18 protein-coding genes are annotated in these 23,286 nt (G+C 62.3%); 8 read left to right on the top strand and 10 right to left on the bottom strand.

All coding sequences use genetic code 11. The features are described 5' to 3' along the window. Positions 1 to 65: 65 nt before the first annotated feature. The 3 genes from P3T17_RS15860 to P3T17_RS15850 all read right to left on the bottom strand — a co-directional run bounded on the left by P3T17_RS15860 (position 66) and on the right by P3T17_RS15850 (position 3,008). The gene (locus P3T17_RS15860) at positions 66 to 1,058 is read right to left on the bottom strand and encodes a 4,5-dihydroxyphthalate decarboxylase (RefSeq protein ID WP_074265171.1); all 993 of its coding nucleotides are present in this window, start codon (positions 1,056 to 1,058) and stop codon (positions 66 to 68) included. 66 nt (positions 1,059 to 1,124) lie between these two features. Then, a complete protein-coding gene (locus P3T17_RS15855) occupies positions 1,125 to 2,153 on the bottom strand; it encodes a 2Fe-2S iron-sulfur cluster-binding protein (RefSeq protein ID WP_429407757.1) in 1,029 nt (342 codons plus the stop codon). 36 nt (positions 2,154 to 2,189) lie between these two features. Beyond that, positions 2,190 to 3,008, bottom strand: a complete 819-nt coding sequence (locus P3T17_RS15850) for an IclR family transcriptional regulator (RefSeq protein ID WP_074265169.1) — start codon at positions 3,006 to 3,008, stop codon at positions 2,190 to 2,192. A 486-nt stretch (positions 3,009 to 3,494) separates the two neighbouring features. On the opposite strand from P3T17_RS15850, the gene P3T17_RS15845 reads away from it, so the two are divergent. Next, positions 3,495 to 4,589: a porin gene (locus P3T17_RS15845; RefSeq protein ID WP_429407756.1), complete on the top strand. Its 1,095-nt coding sequence runs from the start codon at positions 3,495 to 3,497 to the stop codon at positions 4,587 to 4,589. An 83-nt stretch (positions 4,590 to 4,672) separates the two neighbouring features. Here the strand turns inward: P3T17_RS15845 and P3T17_RS15840 are convergent, their stop codons facing one another. Genes P3T17_RS15840 through P3T17_RS15830 form a run of 3 tightly spaced genes read right to left on the bottom strand, consistent with a single transcriptional unit; the run spans position 4,673 to position 8,759 of the window. Beyond that, positions 4,673 to 6,940 (bottom strand): molybdopterin cofactor-binding domain-containing protein, encoded by a 2,268-nt coding sequence (locus P3T17_RS15840; protein WP_429407754.1) that lies wholly within the window; start codon positions 6,938 to 6,940, stop codon positions 4,673 to 4,675. Then, positions 6,937 to 7,392 (bottom strand): (2Fe-2S)-binding protein, encoded by a 456-nt coding sequence (locus P3T17_RS15835; RefSeq protein WP_074265166.1) that lies wholly within the window; start codon positions 7,390 to 7,392, stop codon positions 6,937 to 6,939. Before P3T17_RS15835 ends, P3T17_RS15840 begins: the two co-directional genes overlap by 4 nt. Beyond that, the gene (locus tag P3T17_RS15830) at positions 7,389 to 8,759 is read right to left on the bottom strand and encodes a cytochrome c (RefSeq protein WP_429407752.1); all 1,371 of its coding nucleotides are present in this window, start codon (positions 8,757 to 8,759) and stop codon (positions 7,389 to 7,391) included. Before P3T17_RS15830 ends, P3T17_RS15835 begins: the two co-directional genes overlap by 4 nt. Positions 8,760 to 8,997: 238 nt before the next feature. On the opposite strand from P3T17_RS15830, the gene P3T17_RS15825 reads away from it, so the two are divergent. Then, positions 8,998 to 10,656 (top strand): tetratricopeptide repeat protein, encoded by a 1,659-nt coding sequence (locus P3T17_RS15825; RefSeq protein WP_429407750.1) that lies wholly within the window; start codon positions 8,998 to 9,000, stop codon positions 10,654 to 10,656. Here the strand turns inward: P3T17_RS15825 and P3T17_RS15820 are convergent. Both P3T17_RS15820 and P3T17_RS15815 read right to left on the bottom strand, forming a co-directional pair. After that, complete coding sequence (locus P3T17_RS15820; RefSeq protein ID WP_429407748.1) at positions 10,625 to 11,218, bottom strand: NADPH-dependent F420 reductase; 594 nt, start codon at positions 11,216 to 11,218, stop codon at positions 10,625 to 10,627. The two genes, P3T17_RS15825 and P3T17_RS15820, sit on opposite strands and share 32 nt — an antisense overlap. Before the next feature lie 48 nt (positions 11,219 to 11,266). After that, entirely contained in the window at positions 11,267 to 12,007 is a 741-nt protein-coding gene (locus P3T17_RS15815; protein ID WP_429407746.1) for an SDR family NAD(P)-dependent oxidoreductase, read from the bottom strand. Positions 12,008 to 12,129: 122 nt separating this feature from the next. On the opposite strand from P3T17_RS15815, the gene P3T17_RS15810 reads away from it, so the two are divergent. From P3T17_RS15810 to P3T17_RS15800, 3 genes are all read left to right on the top strand, one after another. Then, positions 12,130 to 13,020: a LysR family transcriptional regulator gene (locus P3T17_RS15810; RefSeq protein WP_429407907.1), complete on the top strand. Its 891-nt coding sequence runs from the start codon at positions 12,130 to 12,132 to the stop codon at positions 13,018 to 13,020. 171 nt (positions 13,021 to 13,191) lie between these two features. After that, on the top strand, positions 13,192 to 13,992 hold the full coding sequence (locus P3T17_RS15805) for a phosphodiesterase (RefSeq protein ID WP_429407745.1): 801 nt from the start codon (positions 13,192 to 13,194) through the stop codon (positions 13,990 to 13,992). A gap of 117 nt (positions 13,993 to 14,109) precedes the next feature. Continuing rightward, positions 14,110 to 14,670, top strand: a complete 561-nt coding sequence (locus P3T17_RS15800) for a GNAT family N-acetyltransferase (RefSeq protein ID WP_074265159.1) — start codon at positions 14,110 to 14,112, stop codon at positions 14,668 to 14,670. A 24-nt stretch (positions 14,671 to 14,694) separates the two neighbouring features. Here the strand turns inward: P3T17_RS15800 and P3T17_RS15795 are convergent, their stop codons facing one another. Next, positions 14,695 to 15,630, bottom strand: a complete 936-nt coding sequence (locus P3T17_RS15795; RefSeq protein ID WP_074265158.1) for a LysR family transcriptional regulator — start codon at positions 15,628 to 15,630, stop codon at positions 14,695 to 14,697. Between the two features lie 135 nt (positions 15,631 to 15,765). On the opposite strand from P3T17_RS15795, the gene P3T17_RS15790 reads away from it, so the two are divergent. Both P3T17_RS15790 and P3T17_RS15785 read left to right on the top strand, forming a co-directional pair. After that, positions 15,766 to 17,079, top strand: coding sequence for an MFS transporter (locus P3T17_RS15790; protein ID WP_074265157.1), 1,314 nt, complete (start codon positions 15,766 to 15,768; stop codon positions 17,077 to 17,079). 45 nt (positions 17,080 to 17,124) lie between these two features. After that, positions 17,125 to 18,621 (top strand): M81 family metallopeptidase, encoded by a 1,497-nt coding sequence (locus tag P3T17_RS15785; protein ID WP_429407742.1) that lies wholly within the window; start codon positions 17,125 to 17,127, stop codon positions 18,619 to 18,621. Between the two features lie 13 nt (positions 18,622 to 18,634). On the opposite strand, the gene P3T17_RS15780 is transcribed toward P3T17_RS15785, so the two are convergent. Beyond that, complete coding sequence (locus P3T17_RS15780; RefSeq protein WP_074265155.1) at positions 18,635 to 19,546, bottom strand: LysR family transcriptional regulator; 912 nt, start codon at positions 19,544 to 19,546, stop codon at positions 18,635 to 18,637. A 128-nt stretch (positions 19,547 to 19,674) separates the two neighbouring features. On the opposite strand from P3T17_RS15780, the gene P3T17_RS15775 reads away from it, so the two are divergent. After that, a complete protein-coding gene (locus P3T17_RS15775) occupies positions 19,675 to 23,211 on the top strand; it encodes an ABC transporter ATP-binding protein (protein WP_429407740.1) in 3,537 nt (1,178 codons plus the stop codon). Positions 23,212 to 23,286: the final 75 nt, after the last annotated feature.

Below are 23,286 nucleotides of genomic sequence, written 5' to 3'. Positions count from 1 at the left end.
CAGATGTTCGCGCGGCACGGTGAATTCTCTCCGTGCCGCGCGTTTTGCTACATACGCGTCAGATCTTAGATCTTGAACGACTCGAACGTCTCGGGTGCGAACAGGTCTTCCGGCGTCAGGAGTTTCCTGGAAAGACCTTGCTCGTACGAATAGCGCAGGAACACTTCCAGATTCGCGCGATTCTTCTGCAAGCCGTACGGCCAGAAGTCGTCGCCCATCTCTTTGCGGACTTCCTCGACGTGCGAGTTCAGCCACGGCAGCATTGCCTTTAGCGCAGCAGTCTCGTTGAGATCTTCGTAGGTTCGGCGTTGCGATTCTACGAGCGCCTTGTAAAGCGATTGTGCGACCCAGCGGTTCGCCTCGTAAATCTCGCGGCGCACGACGACCGTGTGCATGATCGGGAAGAGCCCCGTTTCCTTGAAGTACTCGCGCTCGACATCGACGTAATTTTCGAACAGCCGCGTCACCTTGCCGTCGCCCTTCCGGTACGAAGAGGGCATACGCGCCGTGTAGAGCGCATCGATTTCGCCGTCGTAGAGCATTTGCGACAGGGTCTTGTCCGGGCCGATCCGTTCCACGCGGATGTTGTCCGGCAAGTCGAGCTTGAGCTTTTCCGAACGGTTCGGTTCTTCTTCGCCACCGGTGAAGTAGGTGACGCTGTCGACCGGCACGCCGTAATGGTCGGACAGGATGCCACGAATCCAGACCGGCGCCGTCATCTGGTATTCAGGGTTGCCGATGCGCTTTCCAATCAGATCCTTAGGACTCTTGATGCCAGAGTTCGCGTTGACATAGATGCACGAGTGCCGGAAAAAGCGCGAGGGAAACACCGGGATGGCAATGAACGGCTGCGGATCCTTGAAGCACGACATGGTGTACGACGACAGCGACATTTCCGCCGCATCGAATTCACGGTTGCGCAGCATCCGGAAGAAGGTCTCTTCGACCGGCATGTTCAGATAGTTCAGATCGATGCCGTCGGGTTGGACAGATCCGTCCATCAGCCCGCGAGTGCGGTCGTAGTTCCAGCAGCCGAAGGTGAGTTTAAGCTTTGACACGTGGTCGCTCCTGAGGCCTGCGCAGCGCGCGCGACCGACGGCGCGCGTCGCCGTTGCGCAGTGGGTTCAATAAAACTGATCGAAATGCACGCGATCGAAGGAAATCTTCCGGGCAAGCAACATGCGCTGGATGGCCTCGCCCATTGCCGGCGGTCCTGCGAAATAGATCTCCATGTCGCGAAGGCTGTCGCCGAGCAATGTGTCGGCCAGTTCATGCACGAAGCCGGTGTAGCTGGTAGCAGCGTCAGCATCGCCTGGTTCGGGCGTCGAGACCACCGCATGAAACTGGATTCGTTCGCCGAAGCCGGGCAGAACTTCGAGCATGTCGCGGCCGCAGATGTCCTTGCTGGTGCGGGCGCCATACAGGAAGTGCAGTTTGGTGTCCTGAAGATTGGGGTCGAAAGCAAAACCACGGGCAATCGAAATCATCGGCGCAAGACCCGAACCGCCGGCAATGCACACAATGTCGCGCTGCGCATCACGCCGCAGATAGGCGCGGCCATAGGGGCCGTCGATCTCGATACGCATGCCGGGCTGCAAGCCCTCGAAGAGCGCGGCGGTACCTTTTCCGCCCGGTACGCGACGCACCTGGAACTGCAGGGTCAAGGCCGGCGCTTCAGCGACATTGCTCATCGAATACGCGCGCACGCCGGTCACGCCGGGCAACGACAGCAGCGCGTACTGGCCGGGTTCGAACGGCAGCGGTTCGTCGAGCGAAAAGTGGAATTCGTGAATGTCGTGCGTAATGGGCCGGCTTTGCGTCAAGGTCGCCGCCACGCGGCGCGGCCGATGCACGGGCGCGTAGAGCGCCGAAGGCCTGACCTTGATCGTGCAGGCGGAGCCAGGCACCGACTGGCAGCCCAGGAATCGGCCGCGTTCGCGATCCTTGTCGCTCCAGGCCGGCGCTTCGGCCCAGCGTTGCTGGAGCTCGCCGTCGACGAGCTGGAACTTGCAGTTTCCGCAGGCGCCCACATTGCATTCGTAGGGAAAGGCAATGCCTGCGCGCAGCGCGGATCGGAGAATGGTGTCGTCGGGCGGGCAAGAAAATGTGACGTCGCCGCCTTCCAGGGTAATGCAATGAGTCAGTTCAGACATGGATCCACTATTCCCCTTCCGGGCAGGAAACAAGATTTATGGGCGCCGGTATCCCAGTCGGGTCGAGATACCTTCGGCGGCGTTGATCAATAGCGGAGTGAATCCGCGCAATGCTTTTTTGGTGAGACGTTGAGTCGGACCGCCGACGCTGATGGCGGCCACAACCTGTCCGGTCAGATCGCGAACGGGCGCGGCAATGCCGCGCATGCCGGCTTCCGATTCTTCGTCGTCCATCGAAAAGCCTTCGACGCGAACCTGTTCGAGCACCTTGAGCAGGGCGGCCGAACTCGTATTGGTGTTCAGCGTGCGCGCCACGAGACCTTCCTTGATGACCCGGCCGACCACGTCGGGCGCGCTATGCGCGAGCAGGACGAGACCTTCGGACGTGCAGAAAGCGGGCTTGCGCACCCCGATGTATGACCGCACCCGGATGGCCTGATTGCTCTCGAGGTTGAACAGATAAATGATGCTGGTGCCGTCGAGGATGGCGAGGTGAACAGTCTCATCGGTCTTCTCTCTTAATTCGTGAAGGAACGGCAGCGCCTGGGTGGACACGGTGAGCCGCCGGCGCACGAGCGCGCCGAGCGCGAACAGTTCGATCCCCAGCCGATAACGGCCATTCTCCAGGTTCTGCTCTAACAGCCCCTCGGCAAGCAATGTCGTGGCAAGCCGGTGCGCGGTGCTCTTGGCGAGTTTCAGCCGCTTGGCGAGCGTGCTGATACCGATTTCCGGCTCTTCCTCCGAAAATGCCTTGAGCACGCGGACCGCCGCGGTGACCGATGACAGCCGCCCCTCTGCAGGACTTTCAACCGCCGCTTCTTTCGGACGCGACGCCTCAGATGCATTCGTTGCCATAGACTTTACCTCAAAAGTTATTGAATGGAACATCGTTCCGTATAAGGGAACATTGTGCAGTTTTTGACAGGATCTGTCCAGTAGCGGACGTGACTGCTCACGAAGACGAAAGTGTTGCGGCATGCCAAATGATATTCGCTCCACGGCGGCCTGGCGAATTGACGAAAGGCCTCCCACAACCGCACGGCACATGGCTCTGACTCGAAAATGGAAGGGCCGCTAGAAACGCTCTCAGGGCTTACCCTGGCTGAATATTTCTTGACACAGATCAATGGAGATTGCCAAATACCACCGCTCGCAAACAGGAACGACGTTCCGTATAAAGGAACGTACGGCGAGCGGGCGCGGAGCGATGCCGGCCGACGGGGACGGCGCGCGTCTAGCGTGGGTGGTGGTGGCGAGCGGTAGGGATGCCAGCTTGCGAACACCGTCTGACACAGGTTTGTTCGGCGCAGTTGCATCAAAAAAACACGAGGAGATAGCAGGATGCGAGCAGGACTGTTGGGGCTTTTCGCAGCACTGGGTTTGACCTTTACCGGTGCCGCGTATGCGCAAAGTAGTGTCACGCTGTTTGGCCTGATGGACAACGGCGTCAGCTATATCAGCAACGAGCACGGGCACGGCCTCGTCAAGGCCAATGACGGTGTGTTCACGCCGAACCTGTGGGGCATCAAGGGTATCGAGGATCTGGGCGGCGGACTCAGGGCGATCTTTCAGTTGACCGACCAGTTCTCGGTCAACACGGGCAGCATCACACCTGGTCAGCAACTGTTCTCGAAGACGTCGTATATCGGCTTGCAGGACGACCGCTATGGAACGTTCACGATGGGTAGCCAGTACGACTTCATGGCGATGTCGCTGTGGGCGTCGGGTATCGATACGGCCGACGACGGCGGCTTCTTCTTCGGCTTTCCAGCGGGCCCGTTCCAGCGTCTCGGCATTCCGAACAATCCCACCGGCGAACTCGACTGGGATCGCAGCGAGGGCACGGCGATCGCCAACACGGTCAAGTATCTGAGCCCGTCGTTGGGCGGTTTGACGGTCGGCGCCATGTATGGCTTCGGTAATGTGGCGGGGTCGGTCGGCACGGGCAATTCATCGAGCTTCGGGCTTGACTACCTGGTGGGCAATCTGAAGCTCGGTGCGGCCTATACCGATGTGAAGTATGTGGTCACGGGCGGCCCGCAGGTGAGCGTACGCAACTGGGGTGTGGGCGCTTTGTACACGTTCGACAACATCACGCTGCACGGACTGATCACGACCGTACACAACATGGGTAACAGCGCCGCCGCGGCTGAAATGTCAGGGGGGGTGCGCTGGCAATTCACACCGACCTGGATGTTGAGTGGCGAGTATATGTACCTGAAAGGCAATACGTTTCTCGACAACAATCACGCCAATCAGGTCGGCGCAACACTGTTCTATATCCTCTCGAAACGCACGACGGTCTACGTGAGTTCGATCTATCAGATCGCCAATGAAGGCGCTTCGGCGGAAATCAGCGGCATCACGGATACCGGTCCCGGTTCGAGCAGCAATAGCCAGACCGTGTTCCGCGTGGGTATTCACACGGTGTTCTGAGCGGTGGCTTGAAAAACCTCGCGCAACGCCTCTTTGGGTTGCGCGAGCTCGTCGCGTATTGCTCTGGTTTGAAGACGCCGGTATTAGACCCGCAACGCCGCGCGCAACTTTTCCGGCGATAAAGGCAAATCCCTGAAGCGCTTTCCGGTCGCGTTGGCAATCGCATTCGCGAGTGCCGCTGACATCGGCCCTTGCGATGCTTCGCCAACGCCGAGAAACGGCGTGCCCGGCCGGTCGATCAGATCGACATCGAGTACTTTCGGCACGGAAGAAAAGCGCAGGATCGGATAGGCGCTCCAGTCGAAACTCGTGATGTTGTGCTCGTTGAAGGTCGTGGCTTCGAACAGCGTCCAGCTGGCCGATTGCAGGATGCCGCCTTCGATCTGATTGCGCACGCCGTCGGGATTCACGATCTGTCCGCAATCGAGCGCGCTCGCGACGCGTTCTATCGTCACGTAACCGGTCTCGCGTTCGATCGAGATTTCGATGGCCAGTGCACAGTACGCCATCAGATTCTTGTACTTCGCGAAGGCGAAGCCGACGCCACGCGACGGTGCGCCCGAGTGTGCGAGATGCGGCCAGCCGAAACGTTGCGCCGCGCGCTCGATCACGGCATGCGCGCGCGGATCGTCCAGATGCTTCAGCCGAAACGCGACCGGGTCGGTATGCGCAGCAAGCGCGAGTTCGTCGATGAAGCTTTCGATCGAAAAGATGTTGTGATACGCGCCGAGCGAACGCATCGCCGACACACGGATTGGCATGTCGGGCAAAAAATGATGCTGCACGTACAGGTTGGGCACGCGATACAACGGAATGCTGTTGCGGTCGCCACCGCCTTCCGGCATCGGAATCGGCTTCGGTGGCGCGGGCGTGAAGGGTTTCGAAAGGGACCATGTCGGCATGAAGCGCCCGGCATTTTCGATGCGGTTGTTATGCGTGTTGCTCCAGAGTTCGTACTTCCAGTCGACGATCTGCCCGTTCGCATCCAGCGACGCAGAAATGTTGCTCGACATCGCCGGTCCGAACGGCTCCCACGTGTGTTCCTGCTCGCGCATCCATTGCACGCGCACCGGTTTGCCCGGCACGGCGCGCGCGATCAGCGCGGCGTCGGCGGCGACATCGTCGGCACCGTTGTGTCCGTAGCAACCGGAGCCTTCGACATGGATGCAGCGCACGCGCTCAGGCGGCATCGACAGCATCTCGGCCAGCCCTTTGCGCATCGGGAAGACACCTTGCGTGTGAGTCCAGACCGTCATCTGTCCATCGTTGAGCCATGCCACGGCGCACGACGGACCGATCGAACCGTGCGTCAGATACGGTTTGGTAAAGCGCGCGTGTAGTGTCTGCGCTGCGGGCGGCGCTGCGCCCTGCGTGTTGGCAACCGAGATTTCCTGCGCGGGCAGTTTTTCCAGCGTCTCGTGAATCGTCGCCTGTGCCGGTAGCGGCGGCCCGCTTTGCCATTGCGCGAGCTCTGTCAGCGCGCGCATGGCGGTGATGGCGCGCCATTCATCGTCGGCCACGACCGCGAGATAACTGCCGTCCTGCACGACGGCGATCACACCTGGCATCGACCGTACCGACGTCACATCTACCGGCTTCAACGTCGCACCGTACGACGGCGGCCGCACCACACGCGCGTGCACCATGCCGGGCAGCTTCATATCCTGCACATAGCGCGGAGCGCCGGTTACCTTGCCCGGAATATCGACCCGATGAAACGACTGACCAATCACCTTATACGTACTGGGATCTTTGGTCGGCACGCCGGGCTGGGCATTGCGATGCAGATTGACGCCGCTGACAGCTTCGCCGAATGTGAGACGACGGCCATCGGCGGCGACGATTTCGCCGTTGTGGGTCGTCAACGCGGCAACGTCCACGTTCAATCGAGCGGCCGCTGCCTCGAGCAGGAGCGCTCGTACCTGAGCCGTGGCGTTGGCGATTGCGGTGCCGCTGTCGGCCGTCGAATGGCTGCCTGCGGTGTAGCCCTCATCCGGTGTCGAGTTAGTGTCCGCGGTCACGAGCGCGATGTGTTCGGGCATCACGCCGAACTGTTCGGCGGCGATCTGCATGAATGCAGTGCGAATGCCGGTGCCGAGTTCCGCCTTGCCGGTAAACACGCTGATGCGGCCCGTCTCGTCGATCTTGACCCACGCGTCGAGCATCGGCGCCGTTTTCAGACTGCCCGGCAGGCTCGGCGCGGACGCGGTGAAGGTGCCGGCTTCGGTGGTGGTGGTCTGCGCGAGCGCGCGCGCCGCAGGCAGCAGCGTAAAGCCGACCATCACGCTGCCCGCCGCGAGAAAGCGGCGGCGGCTGACGCTGTCGGGTGCGGTGGGTGTGTCGTTGCTCATGCGTGTTGCCCCGCTTCACGGATCGCTGCGAGTATCCGCATATGCGTGCCGCAGCGGCACAGGTTCGGCTCCATGTGTGCGCGGATCTGTTCGTCGGTGGGTGAGGGGACCCTTTCGAGCAGCGCCTGAGCTCGCATCACCATGCCGGCGATGCAGTAGCCGCACTGCGCTGCCTGCCTGTCGATAAACGCCTGTTGCAGCTTGCCGGGCTTGTCCACGGTACCAAGTCCTTCGATCGTGCGTACGGGACGTGTGCCGACCGCTGCGACGGGCAACAGACACGAGAACACCGGCTCGTCGCCGACGATCACCGTGCACGCACCGCATTGGCCGAGACCGCAACCAAACTTGGCGCCGTGCAGGCCGAGCTGGTTGCGCAAGGCGTAGAGCAGCGGCGTCGATGGATCGATATCGAGCTGATGCGGTACGCCATTCACGACGAGTGTCATCATGGTTCGCTGGTCTCCTGACGCAGTTTCTCGACGTTGGCTGCGTCGAGGCTCCATGCGGGTTGGCTGCTGAAGTTGGCACGCAGGTACGCGGCGAGATCGGCAATCTGCGCGTCGGTGAGCGTGCCGGCGAAGGCCGGCATGTAGGGGCCGCTCGTGCCACGTTCGTTAGGAATCCCGTCGAGAATCAGCCGCAGGGCATTGCGTGGGTCTTGCGCATTGACGGCTGTGCTCAGCGCGAGCGATGGCCGGTCGCCAAAGGTCGTCATCGGCGCATGGGCTGCGTGACATGATGCGCACGTGGCGCTAAAGAGCACGGCGCCATTTTGCACGTGCATGTTGTCGGGCGGGGTGGTTTGAGTTTGCGCTTGTGCTTCTTGCGGTGCCGCGTCTGTCAATGCTGTAGCGCTTGCTGTCTGCAGCGAGAGCAGATAGGTGGCCATGGCGTCGACGTCGGCATCGGACGCATCCGCTAGAGACTGCGTGACCGGCCGCATTGGCCCAGCCGACGCGCCATGTTGATCAGCTAGGCCGGTACGCAGATACGCGGTCAACTGATCGTGTGTCCACGGCTTAGGCGCGCGCAGCAAAGTGGTCAGCGCGGGTGCTTGCCAGCCTTCGATCACGTTTCCGTCGAATGCCTCATCGCGCTTTTCGGCTCCGAGCAGATTCATCGGCGTGTGGCACGCTGCGCAATGCGCTGGCCCATCGATCAGATATCGGCCGCGCAATAGCTGTTCTTCGTGCGATGCGGTTGGCGTCGAGGTTGACGTTGCCGCCGCAGCAAAGGACGCATCATCCGGTTCGACGCCTTGGTTCAGGAAGAACAGGTTCCATACCGCGATCAACGGACGAAAGCCAAGCGGAAACATCAGACGGTTGGCAGGCGCGGTGGCCTGCACCGCATCGCGCGACATCAGATACGCGTAGACCGCGGCGATGTCGGCATCCGTCATATGTGTGAAGTGCGGGTACGGAAAGGCTGGATAGAGCAGATGACCGTCGCGGGAGACACCGCGCCGCATCGCCTGCTTGAAGTCGTCGAGGGACCAGGCGCCGATGCCGGTCTGGCGGTCGGGCGTGATGTTGGTGGAATAGATCACACCGAACGGCGTATCGAGCGGACGGCCGCCCGCGAAGGGCGCATCATGCTTCGCGGTATGACACACGACGCAGTCGCCGATCGCAGCCAGTTCCGCGCCGCGTTTAAGCGTGGCCGTTTCATCGGCCGCCGGCGGTGCTATGGGCGCTTCCGCGACAGCCGTTGCCGCGAAGAGCGGATGCACGAACCAGCACGACGTCGCCGCGACGAACGCGGTGCACGCCAACACGCACAGCCATGCCGACAACCCGATCGACCTCGTCTTCATTGCGTCTCTGTCGTTATGTTCGACCCGTCGGCATGTATAGCACATACGCCGCGCACAAATAACATCATCGCTTGCGGTTCGAACTTTTGACACCGATGATGGCACGAGAATGGCGCGCAGGTAACGCGAAGGTGACATACACCAGGCGATCGGCCTGCAGCCGATAGGATTATCATCTCGCTGCGGACGCTATCCGCCGCGAGCACGAAGCGTCGCAACCTGATTTCTCTGAACAGATATGAGTTCATCCTCCACAAGCGATCCCTCCAGCACGCGCGATGACTTGTCGACAGCGCATCCGGACCAGGCAGCACGATTCACGGACGCGCTCGCGAAGGTGACGCCGCTGCTCGAGATGGAGCCGCCGTTAGCGGAGCACCAGCTTGCTGAGGCGTTGCAGATCGCAGCGGTCAGTTCGCTCGGTCTGGGCCGGTTCGACGATGCCGAGTCGTATTGGCGCCGTTCGATCGCTGCGAACCCAGGCTTCGTGGATGCGTACTTAAACCTCGCCACGCTGCTGAAAAAGCTAAACCGCTTGCCTGAGGTGGAGGCACTGTTTCGGCAATTGCTGCATGTCCGTCCCCATCTCGCGGATGTCCACAACCAGCTTGGTTCGTTGCTGCAGGACCAGGGGCGCTTCTCCGAAGCTGAGGCGGCTTATCGGCAGGCTGCGCTGCTTCGCCCTGACCGCGTCGAATTTCATTACAACCTGGGCGTCGTGCTGAGGCCGCTTGGCCGTTGGCGCGAAGCTGCGCAAGCGTATCAACGGGCAGTCGAAATGAACCGGGGCTTTGTCATGGGCTACAGCAACCTCGGCAATGTATTGAAGGAGCTGGGCCGCCTGCCGGAAGCCGAGGATGCCTACCGCGATGCACTTGCTATCCACGGCGATTATCACGTTGCGAAGTTTGCCTTGGCTACACTGCTGATCAGCATGGGACGCTTCGAAGAAGGATGGCAGCTATACGAGGAGCGTCACGAGGACCCCAACTCCATCCAGCACAGGACGCAGAAGATCATTGGCCGTCCGCGCTGGCGTGGCGAAGCATTGGCGGGAAAAAGGCTGCTGGTCTGGCAGGAAGGTGGTCTTGGCGATGCGATTCACTTTGGGCGCTACTTTTCGCTGCTGAAGGCGCAAGGAGCGGCGGAGGTCGCGTTTGTCTGCGCGCCGGCGCTGCAGCGGCTCTTCGCGAGGGCTGAGGGCGTCGATGCGGTGCTGAGTCACGAAGCGGGGCGGGCCAAGGCGGCCTGTTACGACTACTGGACGAGTCTCTTGAGCGCGCCGCTGTATCTGGGTACGACGCTTGAAACTATTCCATCGCCTATGCGGCTGAAGCCCAACCCGTCCCTCGTCGAATCCTGGCGTGTGCGCCTCGCGGGGCTGCCGCCGGGTCGAAGGATCGGTCTCGTATGGAAAGGCAACGCCAAACATCAGAGCGATGCGCACCGCTCGCTGCGATCGCTTGCGATGCTGGCTCCGCTCTGGAGTGTGCCGGGAATCAGTTTCGTGAGTCTGCAGAAGGGGGAGGGCGAGGATGAAGCTGCCGCACCACCGGTCGACCAACCCCTGTTGCATCTCGGCTCCGACATCGCGGACATGGCCGACACCGCCGCGATCGTCGCGCAACTCGATCTTGTGATCTGCGTGGATACGTCGATCGCGCATCTCGCAGCATCAGTGGGAACGTCTTGCTGGGTGATGCTGCCGGCAGAGGAGGTCGACTGGCGCTGGATGCACGAACGCAGTGACTCGCCCTGGTATCCCGGGACGATTCGTCTGTTCCGCCAACCTTTGGACGGACAGTGGCCCGCGGTTAGCGAACAGGTGCGGCAAGCGTGTGCGGAGCGGTTCCCGGAATATGACCTCAGTCGAACTTTGTCAGGTCCTGGAAAATGAGTTGTGCCCACGTATTACCGCGAGCCTGAACGAGCAGACCGCCTTCGCCGATCTTCCCAAGCTCGATGGGGGCGAAGCCCAGGCGATCGACCAGGGCCGCCACCGAGGCGCTAGCGTCGTCGTGGTCGCTGGAGACGAACACGACCCGCCGGCCGCCTTGCCGTGTCGTCGCCCCTTGGGCCAGGGTGGCAGCAGGCAGATGGTTGAAGGCCTTCACCACCTTCGCTCCGGGAAACGACTTCGCCACCGCAGCGCTCGACGGCAACCCGCCAAGTTCCTCTGGAGGCACGCCGTACGCGTTCATTGCGTCGATTACGATCTTCCCTTCCCAGTTGGCGGCAGCCCGCCCGATGTCCCGGTGATTGCCGAAGGGCACGGCCAGGATGACGACGTCCGCCTTGACCGCGTCCTCGATTCGCTGGGGCACGAGTAACGGACCGATCTTCGCCGCGAGCGCATCGACCGGTCGTCTCCCTGCCACGATTACTTCGATGTCCTGATGGGAAAATGCCTGGGCGATGGCCGTGCCAATCTTGCCAAGCCCGATGATTGCATAGCTCATTGAAATTTCCTTGATGTATCGGAACGCCCTGGAGGCGCTTCTCTGGTGTCAGACCTGACTGATGCCGCCATCGGCCATCAGATCCGAGCCCGTCACGTAAGAACTCTGATCGGACGCGAGGAATAGAGCCGCGCTGGCAATTTCCTCGGCCTGGGCGAGTCGACCGAGCGGGATCATGCCCTGGTACATCTTCACGAGATTCTCGCGAGTGTCCGACTGCGAATCGAGAATCGGAGTGTCGGTAGCGCCGGGGCTGAGCATGTTGACGCGGATGCCGCGATCCTTAAATTCCGCAGCCCAGGTGCGGGCATAGGAACGCAATGCCGCCTTGGTCGCCGCGTAAGCGGTGTGGCCAGGAATACCCATCTGATGCATGGCTGACGAGACCAGAATGATCGATCCGCTGCCTGTCATCATCGGCAACAGCTTCTGCACCATGAAGACGGGGCCGCGGGCCATGAGGTTGAACGCCTTGTCGAAATGCTCGGGCGTGAGGGTGTCGATCGGAGCCTGCTCCGTAAAGCCCGCGTTCGACACGATGATGTCGACGACACCCTTTTCTTCTTTGACTGCCGCAGCGACACGGTCGAGGTCATCGAGATTCGCAGCGTCGGCCTTGATAGCCGTCACGTTGCGACCGATCAGTCTGGCGGCCTCGTCGAGCTGTGCCTGCCGACGGCCAAAGATAAACACGTGCGCGCCTTCAGCGACAAAGCGCCTGGCCGTCGCCAGACCGATACCGGTCGTTGCGCCGCTAATGACGGCGATCTTGCCTGTAAGTGTGGACATTGAAACCTTCTGCCTGTTCGTGATTGACAAGTTCATGGTAATTGTCATCGCCGGCGATGATAATCCGCCGATTTCCCATAAGATCCATTCTCAGAGAGAATGGGTTAAACGGGAGAGATGCAATGGACCGGTTTCACGAATTGAACGCCTTCATCGCTGTTGTCGAAGCGGGGGGCTTTTCCGCCGCGGCGCGTCGAACGGGCGAATCGCAGTCCGCCATCAGTAAGGCTATCGGTGCGCTCGAAAAGCGCCTCGGCGTGATGCTGTTCAACCGCAGCACGCGCAGCGTGACGCTGACGGACCAAGGGCAGAGATACTACGATCGGACCAAGCCGCTGGTCGACGAGATGGATGAAGCCGATAGCGAACTGACCAGCAGCACGCTCAATGCATCCGGCCTGATCAGGATCGCCGCGTCCGGAACTTTCGGACGCCTGCACATTCTTCCGCTTATCCCCGACCTGTTGGCGCTGAATCCCGGCCTTCAGGTCGATCTGATTCTTTCGGACTTCGTACGAGATATGGTGGAAGACCGGATCGATCTGGCGATTCGTGTGGGCCCGGTCGACGATCCCGATGCGGTCGTCAGGCGCGTGGGCAGCACTCCGCTCGTGTGCGTCGGCTCCCGTCGTTACTTCGAGCAACACGGAATGCCGAAGACCCCCGCCGAGCTCGTCGATCACAATTGCCTTTTATATGGAGGCCTGATCGAATCGGCGAACTGGCCGTTCGTCGGGCCGCAAGGCCGGTTCAGTGTGGCCGTCCGTGGAAATCTCTCGTCCAACAGCGTCGAAACGATTCGCTCAGGTGTGCTGGCCGGGGTTGGAATTGGCCTGTTCGCCAAAGTCTCTCTTGCCGATGAGCTCCTGGATCCGGACGTGATCAGCATTTTCGACGAATATATAAGCGATGCCCGGGATGTGAGCCTCATCTGGCCGAAGCGTCGATTTGTGCCTGCACGCGTACGTCGTGCGACGGATTTTTTTGCTGCGGCTTTGGCGGAGCGACTTTAGACCAATGGAACCCGCCGGAGCGCGGAGTGTCGTCTCTGCGGATGTGGGCAGTCGCGATGGACGTTGGATTACCGCGCACTGGCTTGCCACAAACGATTTTTGGTCGCTTAGCCTTCACGCAACATCGAATTGTCTTCCTCCAACAGACCGTGACCGGAGAGCAGGGTATCCATGACAGTGATCGCGCAACTTTCAGATATTCATGTTCGACCGCGAGGAATGCTTTATCAGGATCTCGTAGACTCCAATGCGATGTTCGCGCACGCGATCGAAACGCTCAACCGGCTGCATCCCGTTCCTGATCTCGTGCTGATTACTGGTGATCTGACGGACGAGGGATCTCCCGAAGAATATGAGGCACTGCGTGAATTGCTCGCGCCGTTAAAGCATGCGTTTGCCGTAATGCCCGGCAATCACGATGACCGGGACCATTTGCGCGCCGCCTTCGACGATCACTTGTGGTTGCCTGCCGAAGGCGAGCTTCACTTTGGCATCGACGTGGACGCAGTGCGGATTCTCGCGCTCGACACGAGCGTGCCGGGTCTCCACCACGGTGAACTAAGCCACGCGTCGCTCACGTGGCTCGAACGGGAACTTGCTGAAAACTTGCATAGACCGGTCGTCATCGCGATGCATCATCCGCCGTTCATCACCGGCATACCGTATCTTGATCAGTACGGCCTGCGAAATGTTGGCGCCTTCGCCGAGCTCGTGTCTCGATACGGCAATATCGACCGTATCGTCGCAGGTCACGTTCACCGCTCGATGCAGACGCGCGTTGGATCTGTGCCCGTATTGACGTGTCCGAGCACGACGACGCAGATCGCGCTGCGCGTCGAACCGGACGCCGAGCCGGCGTCCTATCTTGAACCGCCTGCATTTATGTTGCATCGCTGGGCAGACCCGGCGGGCTCCGCGGTTTCGCACTTGTGCTACATCGGGCGCTTTGAGGGACCGCTGCCGTTTGCCTAGACTTCACTAACAGGACGGCCCCCCCCACTGGCCGCCTGGCACGTAGGTGCCAGTAACCTTCCGTTTCGGGTTTGAGAACTCCGTGCACATCGAACTCGACGAATACACACCTCACACATGTCCTTGCCAACCCCGACGCTGCATACCGCCCGCCTGCTATTGCGCCCGTTCACCGACGCCGATATGGACGCTATCTTCGCGCTGCAAAGCAGCCCGCGCGTGCTGCGTTACTGGGACGCGCCGGCCTGGAAGAATCGCGCACAAGCGGAGCGCTTTATCGCCGGTTGCAGGCAGATTGAGCGGGAAGGCACCGGCGCGCGGCTGGCCATCGAGCGGGCCGCCGACGGTGTGTTCATCGGCTGGTGCTCTCTGGGCAAATGGGATCCGGTCTATCGCAGCGCGAAGATGGGCTATTGCCTCGATGACGTGGCATGGGGCCAGGGCTTCGCCACTGAAGCAGCGAACGCTTTGTTGCAATGGGCCTTCGAGACGCTGGACCTGAACCGTGTTCAGGCCGAGACCGATACACGCAACACGGCATCGGGCCGCGTGCTGGAGAAACTCGGGTTCGTGCACGAAGGCACGCTGCGTGAAGATTGCATCGTGGACGGGGAGGTATCGGATTCCTCGGTGTATGGGCTCCTCAAACGGGAATGGAAGCCGTTGCCTCGCCGCTGAAGCGTCGCCGCAAAGGCGAACGCCTCAGCCCCCAGCCCTTGACGCACCCGCCGGATTAAACATGGACATCCGGCTCACCATCCACTTCAGCACTTCATCTGCCGCGGCACTCAACGGCCGCCCGCCCCGGATCAGCAAACGAGCCTTCGCCGATGCAAACAGCGGGTGATCGATCGGCAATGCAACCAGCTCGCCGCTGGCGATTTCACGCATCGCCGCGAATCCCCCAATCAGCGTCGCGCCATTGCCTTTCTTGACGAAGCGCTTCATCACCGCCAGCGAGTTGGTGGAAACCGTTGCCCGGATGGGGATATTTTCGGCGAACGCGAGCATTTGCACGGCCTGGCCCAGTCCGTACGCGGGCGGCATCAGCGCGAGTGGACACTGAAGCATTTCGCTGACGCTCACCGGTCCGCCACGCAGCGCGAGCGGATGGCCGGCGTGGACCAGCAACTCCACCCGCTGCGACGACGTCGCACGATACTCGATGTCCGGATGCGTCGGCGGGTTGTAAGCCAGCCCGATGTGCGCGCGGCTTTCCACCACTTCGCCGACCACATCGTTGACGGGCAGCGCGTCGACCGTGATGTCGAGTTGCGGATACTGCGCGCAGAAGTCGGTGAGCACTTCGTCCATCAGGCCGTCGATATACCCTTCGCTTATTGCGAGCCGCACATGGCCTTGCTGCAAGCCCTGAAGTGCTTGTAACCGCTGTTCGAACTGCTCCTGCTGCGCCTGGCAGCCACGCCAGAACTCGACCAGATGCAGCGCCGCTTCGGTTGGCGCGACGCCGCGAGCACGGCGTTCGAACAGCGGTGCGCCGATTTCCTCCTCCAGCAGCCTGATCTGCCGCGTAATCACCGAAGCCGCCGTATTCAGCCGGTCCGCTGCGCCGCGGATCGAGCCGTGGGTCAGCACTTCATGGAAGTAGCGTAGCCGGCGCTGATTGATCTCTCGCATTGTCGGGTCCTTTCCTGACCGTTGCCCATTGAGCAACGTTACTTCACATTAGTTGCTCTTGCTATCCCGTTTTTGGCTGCCGACCATGATTCGGTGCCTCAGCCGTCCCCTACGACCCTTCTCCGGAGATCGTCCGTGTCCGCCATTCCATCGAATCCGAGCGCAGACCAGACCACGGCGCTCTACAGCAGGCTCAATCTGCGTCTGCTGCCGTTTCTGCTGATCTGCTACCTGTTTGCCTGTCTCGACCGCCTCAACATCGGCTTTGCGAAACTGCAGATGCAGACCGATCTGAACTTTTCGGACGCGGTCTATGGCGTCGCCGCGGGCATCTTCTTCCTCGGCTATGTGCTGTTCGAAGTGCCGAGCAACCTGTTGCTGCCGAAACTGGGCGCGCGTAAAACGATCAGCCGCATTCTGGTGCTGTGGGGCCTTACATCCGCATCGATGCTGTTCGTCCACAACGTGCCGATGTTCTACGGGTTGCGGTTTCTGCTTGGCGTATTCGAAGCCGGCTTCGCGCCGGGGATGATTTTTTACCTGACCTACTGGTACGGCGAGGAGCGCATGGCGCGCGCGATCGCGACCGTGATGATTGCCGGCCCGCTCAGCGGCGTAGTGGGTGGGCCGCTATCGGCGTGGACCATGACGACCTTCGCCGGCGCGTTCGGACTCGCCGGCTGGCAATGGATGTTTCTCGTCGAAGGCTTGCCGTGCATCGTGCTCGGTGTGGTGGCGTGGTTCTTCCTGGTCGATCGGCCGGGCGACGCGAAGTGGCTGTCGGCGGAAGAGAAGCGCGCACACACGGCGAGCCTGGGTACACCTGCCGCCGCGCATCATTCATTTGCTCAGGTGGCGCGCGACCCCCGTGTCTATCTGATGGCGCTGGGCTATTTCTGCGTGATCTGCGGCATCTATACGGTCAACTTCTGGTTGCCGACCATCATCAAGGCCGACAAGGTGACGGACACCATGCAGATCGGCCTGTACTCGGCGATTCCCTACATCGCTGCCGTGATTGGCATGTATTTAGGAGGACGTAGCTCGGATCGCTATCGCGAACGCCGCTGGCACAGCGCGGTGCCGGCGCTTGTCGCGGCGATCTCACTGGCTATCGCGACGCTGGCGAGCGGTCAGCTTGCGTTGTCGCTCATTTTCATGACCATCGCCACGGCGGCGATGTGGGTTTCCTACACGGTTTTCTGGGCCATTCCATCCGACTATCTGAAAGGCGATGTCGCTGCGGGCGGTATTGCCTTGATCAATACGATCGGTTTGCTCGGCGGCTTTTTGAGCCCGACCATCATCGGCTGGGCCAAGACCGCGACCGGCAGCCTGCAGGCTGGCCTATATGTGATGGTCGCGTTGCTGGCGCTCGGCGCGGGCCTGCTGCTGGCGATCCGCTTGCCGTCGCGCACGGAGGTCGTCGCTCAGCGTGCCCGGGCCTGATCCCATGCACGCGCTGGTGCGCTGTCTTTAATGGAGAGTACGAACTTGGCATACAAGATCCTGATTGCTGGCTTCCAGCACGAAACCAACACGTTTGCGCCGTCCCCGGCGACCTATGAAAGCTTCGTACGTGGCGAGGGTCATCCGCCGATGGCGCGAGGCGACGCTGTGCTCGCGATACGCGACGTCAACCTGCCGATCGGCGGCTTTATCCAGGCCAGCGAGCGGCAAGGGCACACGCTGCTGCCCGTCATCTGGACCGCCGCGAGTCCTTCCGCGCAGGTGACGGAAGACGCCTATGAACGCATCGTCGGTGAGATCGTGGCGGCAGCGGGCGAGGGTGGCTTCGACGCGATCTACCTCGACTTGCATGGTGCGATGGTGGCGCAGCATGTGGACGACGGCGAAGGCGAACTGCTCGCACGCATCCGTGCCAAGGTCGGTCCGTCTGTGCCGGTCGTCGCTTCGCTCGACCTTCATGCGAACGTGACCGAGCGCATGCTTGCCAGCGCCGATGCGCTCGTCGCCTACCGGACTTATCCGCATGTCGACATGGCCGACACGGGCGCGCGGGCCGAGCGCCTGCTGGTGCGCTTGCTCGACGAGCGCAAGCCACTTGCACGAGCCGCCCGTCGTCTGCCGTTCCTGATTCCGATCAATGGCATGTGCACGATGCTCGAACCGGCTCGCTCGATGTACGAAGCGCTCGGCACGCTGGAGCAGGGACCGGTCGTCTCGCTGTCGTTCGCGCCGGGCTTTCCCGCCGCTGATTTTCCGGAATGCGGGCCTGTCATCTGGGGTTATGGTGAGGAGGCCTCAGCGGTGCGCGACGCCGTCGATTCGTTGTACGACACAATGCTGCGCAACGAAGCGCAATGGGCGGTGCCGTTCCTGTCGCCCGATGCTGCCGTGGCTGAAGCGATCCGCCTCAGTGCAACGGCGCAGAAGCCCGTGGTGATCGCGGACACGCAGGATAATCCCGGCGCCGGCGCCGATTCGAACACGACCGGCATGCTGCGCGCGCTGCTCGACAACGGCGCACAGGATGCCGCGCTCGGCCTGATCTGGGACCCTGAGGCGGCCGCGCAGGCACACGCAGCGGGCGTGGGCGCAACGCTGGAGCTGGCACTGGGAGGCCGCTCGGGAACGCCGGGCGATGCTCCTTTCATTGGCACATTCGAAGTCGTCGCACTTTCCGACGGCCGCTGCCGCTACGATGGTCCGATGATGCACGGCATGCAGGTAGAGCTGGGCCCGGTGGCCTGCCTGAAGATAGGGGGGGTGCGCATCGCCGTAAGTTCGACCAAGGCACAGATGCTCGATCGCAATCTCTATCGGGTCGCGGGCATCGAACCGGAGCAAATGAAAATACTGGTGAACAAGAGCTCCGTGCATTTTCGGGCCGACTTCCAGCCGATCGCGCACACGGTGCTGGTCGCGAAGGCGCCGGGTCCGATGACGGCAGATCCCGCCGACTTGCCATGGAAGCGGCTCGCGCGAGGTATCAGGATTCGGCCTATGGGAAAGTCGTTTGGCGGCTGAGGGCGCCTTGAGGCTATGCTCTCGCTGCAACCAGCGTGTGCATCGGAGGCACGGTCGCCTCCGAGCAGAGAAACTCGATTAACGCGTCGAGCTTGCGATGCCGGCGCGTCGGTCCGCGCCGCAGAACGAAGCACCACGACGCCGGCCGGGAGCGGTCGGGAAACAGCCGCACCACACGCCCGCTGCGCAATTCCGCGTCGATCAGCGGCGAGCGCCCAAGCGCGAGTCCCGCACCGCCAACGGCAGCACTCAGCACCTGACTGAAGCTGCTATAGCGGACGATTTTGGTTTCGAAATCGCCAGGCAGCCCGAACTCCGCTGACCAGTTGCGCCAATCGATCTCAGGGAAATCCTCGTGCGTTTCCTGCAGCAGACGGCAACGGCAAACTCTCGTAGAGGCGAACTCATACAGATCGGGACTGCAGACCGGAAACACCTCTTCGCGGAACAGCACGATGTCATCGGGACGCAGGGCGCGTTCGGATACGTGCAGGATGGCGAGGTCGATGCTGTGGCGGGCGAATTCTGGTTCGCCATCCTGAATGATGGCGTTCAGTGGGGCATCAGGATGGCTGGAAGAAAACTCGGCGAGACGGCGCGCCAGCCACATTGTCGAAAACGATGCGTTAGCAGAGACGGTCAGCCGTCTGGAGACCCCCTTGATCTGCGAACAGGCGTCCTCGAGCAGCGCCAGCGCGTTGCTGACCGAAGGCATCAGGTTCGAACCTGCCGGTGTCAGGCGAATTCCCCCCAGCCCTGTGCTGCGTTCGAGCAGACGGGTGCCCAGCGATTCTTCCAGACTGCGGATCTGATGGCTCACGGCGCTGGTCGACACGCTCAGTTCGACCGCCGCGCGGGCAAAGCCGCCGAGCCGAACCGCCGCCTCGAACGCACGCAACGCCGACAGTGGAGGGATATTGGACATAGGAGGGTATTGTAGGATATTCAACACCCCTTGAAAAACCATCTTTTGCCTGCCGGTCCGGCGCTTGGTAACGTCGCATAAACCCGAATATAAAAAGCGACGTTGCGCTGAACCGACCGGAGAAACGGATGTATTTCGATAGCAGGTTATGGATGATGATGGCGGGGCTGCGGTTACGCGTGGCCGGCGCGGTGGTGCTGGGCTTGCTCGCTATGGGCTTTGGCGTGATGCGCTTCGTCTTTCTCGGCCGGGTTCTCGCGCTCGCGTTCAAAGGTGCACCACCGCAACAGATTGCGCTCGCCGCAGCCGCTACGGTGGCCTGCATGCTGCTGCGGGCCGCACTCGATCATCGCCGCGTCGTGCTGGCGCAGGGCACCGCCGGACGCGTTCAGTCGGTGCTGCGCGCACGCCTGTTCGACCGCATCGCCGAGCTCGGCCCCGCCTGGTTCGGCGCCGAACGCACCGGTGGCGTGATGCTGGCCGTCATCGACGGTGTGGAGCAGTTGCAGACTTTCTTCGGCGCTTATGTGCCGCAACTCGTTATCGCCGCTTGCGCGCCGGTGGTGATCTTCGCCGTGCTGGCCTGGTGGGACGTGCCCACCGCCGCCGTGCTGCTGGTCGCCGCGCTCGCGACGCTCGCACTGCCGATGCTGGTCCACAACGCCGACAAGCGCGCGGCCATCGCTCGCGCGGCGGCGTTCAAGGCGTTCGGCGAAGAGTTCCTCGACGCGGTGCAAGGTCTGCCCACACTCAAGGCATTCGGCCAGAGCGGCGCCTTCGCGCAAAAGCTTGCGGCTCACGCTCGAGCCTTGTCCGGGAGCACGTTCTGGGTGCTCGCCCTGGGTCTGCTGACCCGCTTCTTTACCGATCTCGGCACCGGGCTGGGCGCGGCGGTTGCCATCGCGGTAGGCGCCTGGCGGGTGCGTCACGGCGAGATGAGCCTTGAAGCCTTGCTGATCATCCTGATGGCCGGCACGGAGATCTTCCGTCCGCTGCGCGATCTGCGGTCGGTGCTGCACTCGGGCATGATCGGACAGTCGGCGGCGAACGCTATCCACACGCTGCTGGAGGCCCGTAGCGATGCTCCGGCTGCGCTCGGCGCGCAGGTCCCGGACCTGACGCCCAGCATTGCATTCGACAGCGTCGGCTTTGCCTACCCGGGCCGCCGCGCCGATGCCCACGCCGGGCTGAGCTTTACGATTGCCGCCGGCGAAACGGTGGGCATCGTCGGGCCGAGCGGGGCGGGGAAATCGACCATCCTGCGCCTGCTGTTACGCCAGCACGATGCGCAGGCCGGTGCAATCAGCATCGGCGGTCACGACATTCGCACGCTGAATCCCGACCAGGTGCGCGGCATGATTGCGATCGTCGCTCAGGACACCACGCTGTTCGACGGCACGATCGCCGATAACCTGCGGCTCGGCCGGCACGATGCCAGCGACGCGGACATGATCGCCGCCGCGACTGCGGCCAATATCCACGACTTCATTAGCGCGCTACCCGACGGTTACGCGACGCGTATCGGCGAACGTGGCGCCACGCTCTCCGGCGGACAGCGCCAGCGCATCGCGATTGCTCGGGCGTTGCTGCGCGACGCGCCGATCCTCGTACTCGACGAGGCGCTTTCCGCAGTCGATGCGGAGAACGAAGCAGTCATCCAGCAAGCGCTCGACCGCTTGATGCGCGGTCGCACGACGCTGATTCTCGCGCACCGGTTGTCGAGCGTGATCGGCGCCGACCGGATTCTCGTGCTGGAGCAGGGGCGCGTGGTGCAGAGCGGCACGCATGCCGAGTTGATCGATCGTCCGGGGGCGTATCGCCGTCTGATGGTACCGCAGGTCTCGGCGAGAGGCGAAGCGCCGGCTGTGATCGAGCGGGTACGGACCGCGGCAGTTTCGTCGGGGCCGCAAGTGCGAGCGCTCGCCGAGGACGCCGCGGCGATCGGTTGGGGCGATACGTTGCGGACCTTGTTGCGCTTCGTTCGACCATGGCGCACGAAGCTGACGCTGACCGTGCTGTGCGGCATCGGCCGTGTCCTGAGCTTCATCGGGGTTGGCGTGCTGGCTGCGCTGGTTGTGGCCGGTGTCTCTTCGGGGCGGCCAGTCCTCGCGTTGACCATCGGACTGCTAATTGCTGCGCCAGTTGCGGCGACGCTTCACTGGCTGGAATCCTGGCTCGCCCATGACATGGCTTATCGTCTGCTGGCGGAAATGCGCATTGCCTTGTTTGCGAAGCTGGAGCGTCTCGCGCCCGCGTATCTGCTGCGTCGCCGTTCCGGCGACCTGGTGGCGCTGGCCACTCAGGACGTGGAGACCGTCGAATATTTCTATGCCCATACCGTGGCACCGGCATTCGTCGCAGTGTTGATTCCCGCTGGCGTGCTCGCATTGCTCGCATGGGCGGCCTGGCCGCTCGCGCTGGTGCTGCTGCCTTTCCTTGCGTGGGCCGGTCTCACTCCGGTCTTCGCGCGCAGCAAGATCGACCGTCTCGGTGGCGAGGCACGCGCCGCATTAGGACAGCTTGGCGCGCATCTCACGGAGACGATCCAGGGCCTCGCCGAACTCGCCGCTTTCCAGGCCACGGGGCGCCGCCGCGCAGTGTTTCTCGCAGACCTTCAGGCTTACCAGAAGCAGCGCTCCGCTCTGCTCGACGATCTGTCGCGTCAGAGCGCCGCGCTGGAAATCGCGACCGGCCTCGGTGGACTCGCCGTGGCCTTGCTGGGCGCCGTGCTTGCTTCGCGCGGCTGGTTTGCCCACGAGTGGCTGCCGTTGCTGGTGCTGGTGGCCGTCGCGGCCTTCATGCCCGTCGCCGAGATCGGCCAGGTAGCGCGTCAGTTGGCCGATACGATCGCCTCCACGCGCCGCTTGCATGTAGTCGAAAGCGAGAACGAACCGGTGACCGACGGCGACCTCCCGGTGCCGGCGAACCCGCCCATCCAGATCGAAGCGTTGACGTTCTCGTACCCGGGACGCAGCGTGCCGGCGCTGGACCGCGTGAGCTTTGTTGTACGTCCGGGCAGCACTGTGGCGCTGGTGGGTGCATCGGGGGCGGGCAAGTCGACGGTAGCGAATCTGCTGTTGCGTTTCTGGGATCCGCAGCAAGGCGCAATCAAGCTGGGCGGCACCGATTTGCGCCAGCTGCGCCTTGACGATCTGCGCAGCCACATTGCGCTGGTGGCGCAGGACACCTATCTGTTCAACGACACGCTGGAAGCGAACATCCGTCTCGCGGGACGTGACGTGTCCGACGAGGATGTGCGCCGCGCACTGGATCGGGCAGCGCTGAGCGAGTTCGTGGACCGCTTGCCGGAGGGACTTGCAACCCGGGTGGGCGAACGCGGCGTGCAACTGTCTGGCGGTCAACGTCAGCGGGTGGCGATTGCGCGGGCGTTCCTCAAGGACGCGCCGATCCTGATCATGGACGAGGCGACTTCGCATCTGGACACGATCAGCGAGCAGCAGATCCGCGCGGCGCTGGAAGAATTGATGGCGCACCGTACCTCCATCATCATCGCGCATCGTCTGTCGACCATTCAGAACGCGGACACCATTCTCGTGATGGATGGCGGACGCGTGGTCGAGGCCGGTAGTCATGACGAACTGCTGGCTGCGCGCGGTGCCTATGCAAGGCTCGTCGCGCACCAGTCGGGCGTGGTGGCCGCGTAATTGGACGTATGCGCTGGCATCAGGATGCCAGTACAGCGGTGCAGGGCGGTGACCAGCGACGCGCGCCCGCAAACG

It is taken from the genome of Paraburkholderia sp. GAS82 (genome assembly GCF_050436285.1).
Lineage (GTDB): Bacteria > Pseudomonadota > Gammaproteobacteria > Burkholderiales > Burkholderiaceae > Paraburkholderia > Paraburkholderia phenazinium_B.
Note: the sequence above shows the minus strand (reverse complement) of the source record. Positions and strands in the feature narration are given on the sequence as shown.

Coding starts and splice junctions, on each gene's coding strand:
- P3T17_RS15855 (WP_429407757.1), bottom strand. CDS start 2,153: ATGTCTGAACTGACTCATTGCATTACCCTGGAAGGCGGCGACGTCACA.
- P3T17_RS15850 (WP_074265169.1), bottom strand. CDS start 3,008: ATGGCAACGAATGCATCTGAGGCGTCGCGTCCGAAAGAAGCGGCGGTT.
- P3T17_RS15845 (WP_429407756.1), top strand. CDS start 3,495: ATGCGAGCAGGACTGTTGGGGCTTTTCGCAGCACTGGGTTTGACCTTT.
- P3T17_RS15840 (WP_429407754.1), bottom strand. CDS start 6,940: ATGAGCAACGACACACCCACCGCACCCGACAGCGTCAGCCGCCGCCGC.
- P3T17_RS15835 (WP_074265166.1), bottom strand. CDS start 7,392: ATGATGACACTCGTCGTGAATGGCGTACCGCATCAGCTCGATATCGAT.
- P3T17_RS15830 (WP_429407752.1), bottom strand. CDS start 8,759: ATGAAGACGAGGTCGATCGGGTTGTCGGCATGGCTGTGCGTGTTGGCG.
- P3T17_RS15825 (WP_429407750.1), top strand. CDS start 8,998: ATGAGTTCATCCTCCACAAGCGATCCCTCCAGCACGCGCGATGACTTG.
- P3T17_RS15820 (WP_429407748.1), bottom strand. CDS start 11,218: ATGAGCTATGCAATCATCGGGCTTGGCAAGATTGGCACGGCCATCGCC.
- P3T17_RS15815 (WP_429407746.1), bottom strand. CDS start 12,007: ATGTCCACACTTACAGGCAAGATCGCCGTCATTAGCGGCGCAACGACC.
- P3T17_RS15810 (WP_429407907.1), top strand. CDS start 12,130: ATGGACCGGTTTCACGAATTGAACGCCTTCATCGCTGTTGTCGAAGCG.
- P3T17_RS15805 (WP_429407745.1), top strand. CDS start 13,192: ATGACAGTGATCGCGCAACTTTCAGATATTCATGTTCGACCGCGAGGA.
- P3T17_RS15800 (WP_074265159.1), top strand. CDS start 14,110: ATGTCCTTGCCAACCCCGACGCTGCATACCGCCCGCCTGCTATTGCGC.
- P3T17_RS15795 (WP_074265158.1), bottom strand. CDS start 15,630: ATGCGAGAGATCAATCAGCGCCGGCTACGCTACTTCCATGAAGTGCTG.
- P3T17_RS15780 (WP_074265155.1), bottom strand. CDS start 19,546: ATGTCCAATATCCCTCCACTGTCGGCGTTGCGTGCGTTCGAGGCGGCG.
- P3T17_RS15775 (WP_429407740.1), top strand. CDS start 19,675: ATGTATTTCGATAGCAGGTTATGGATGATGATGGCGGGGCTGCGGTTA.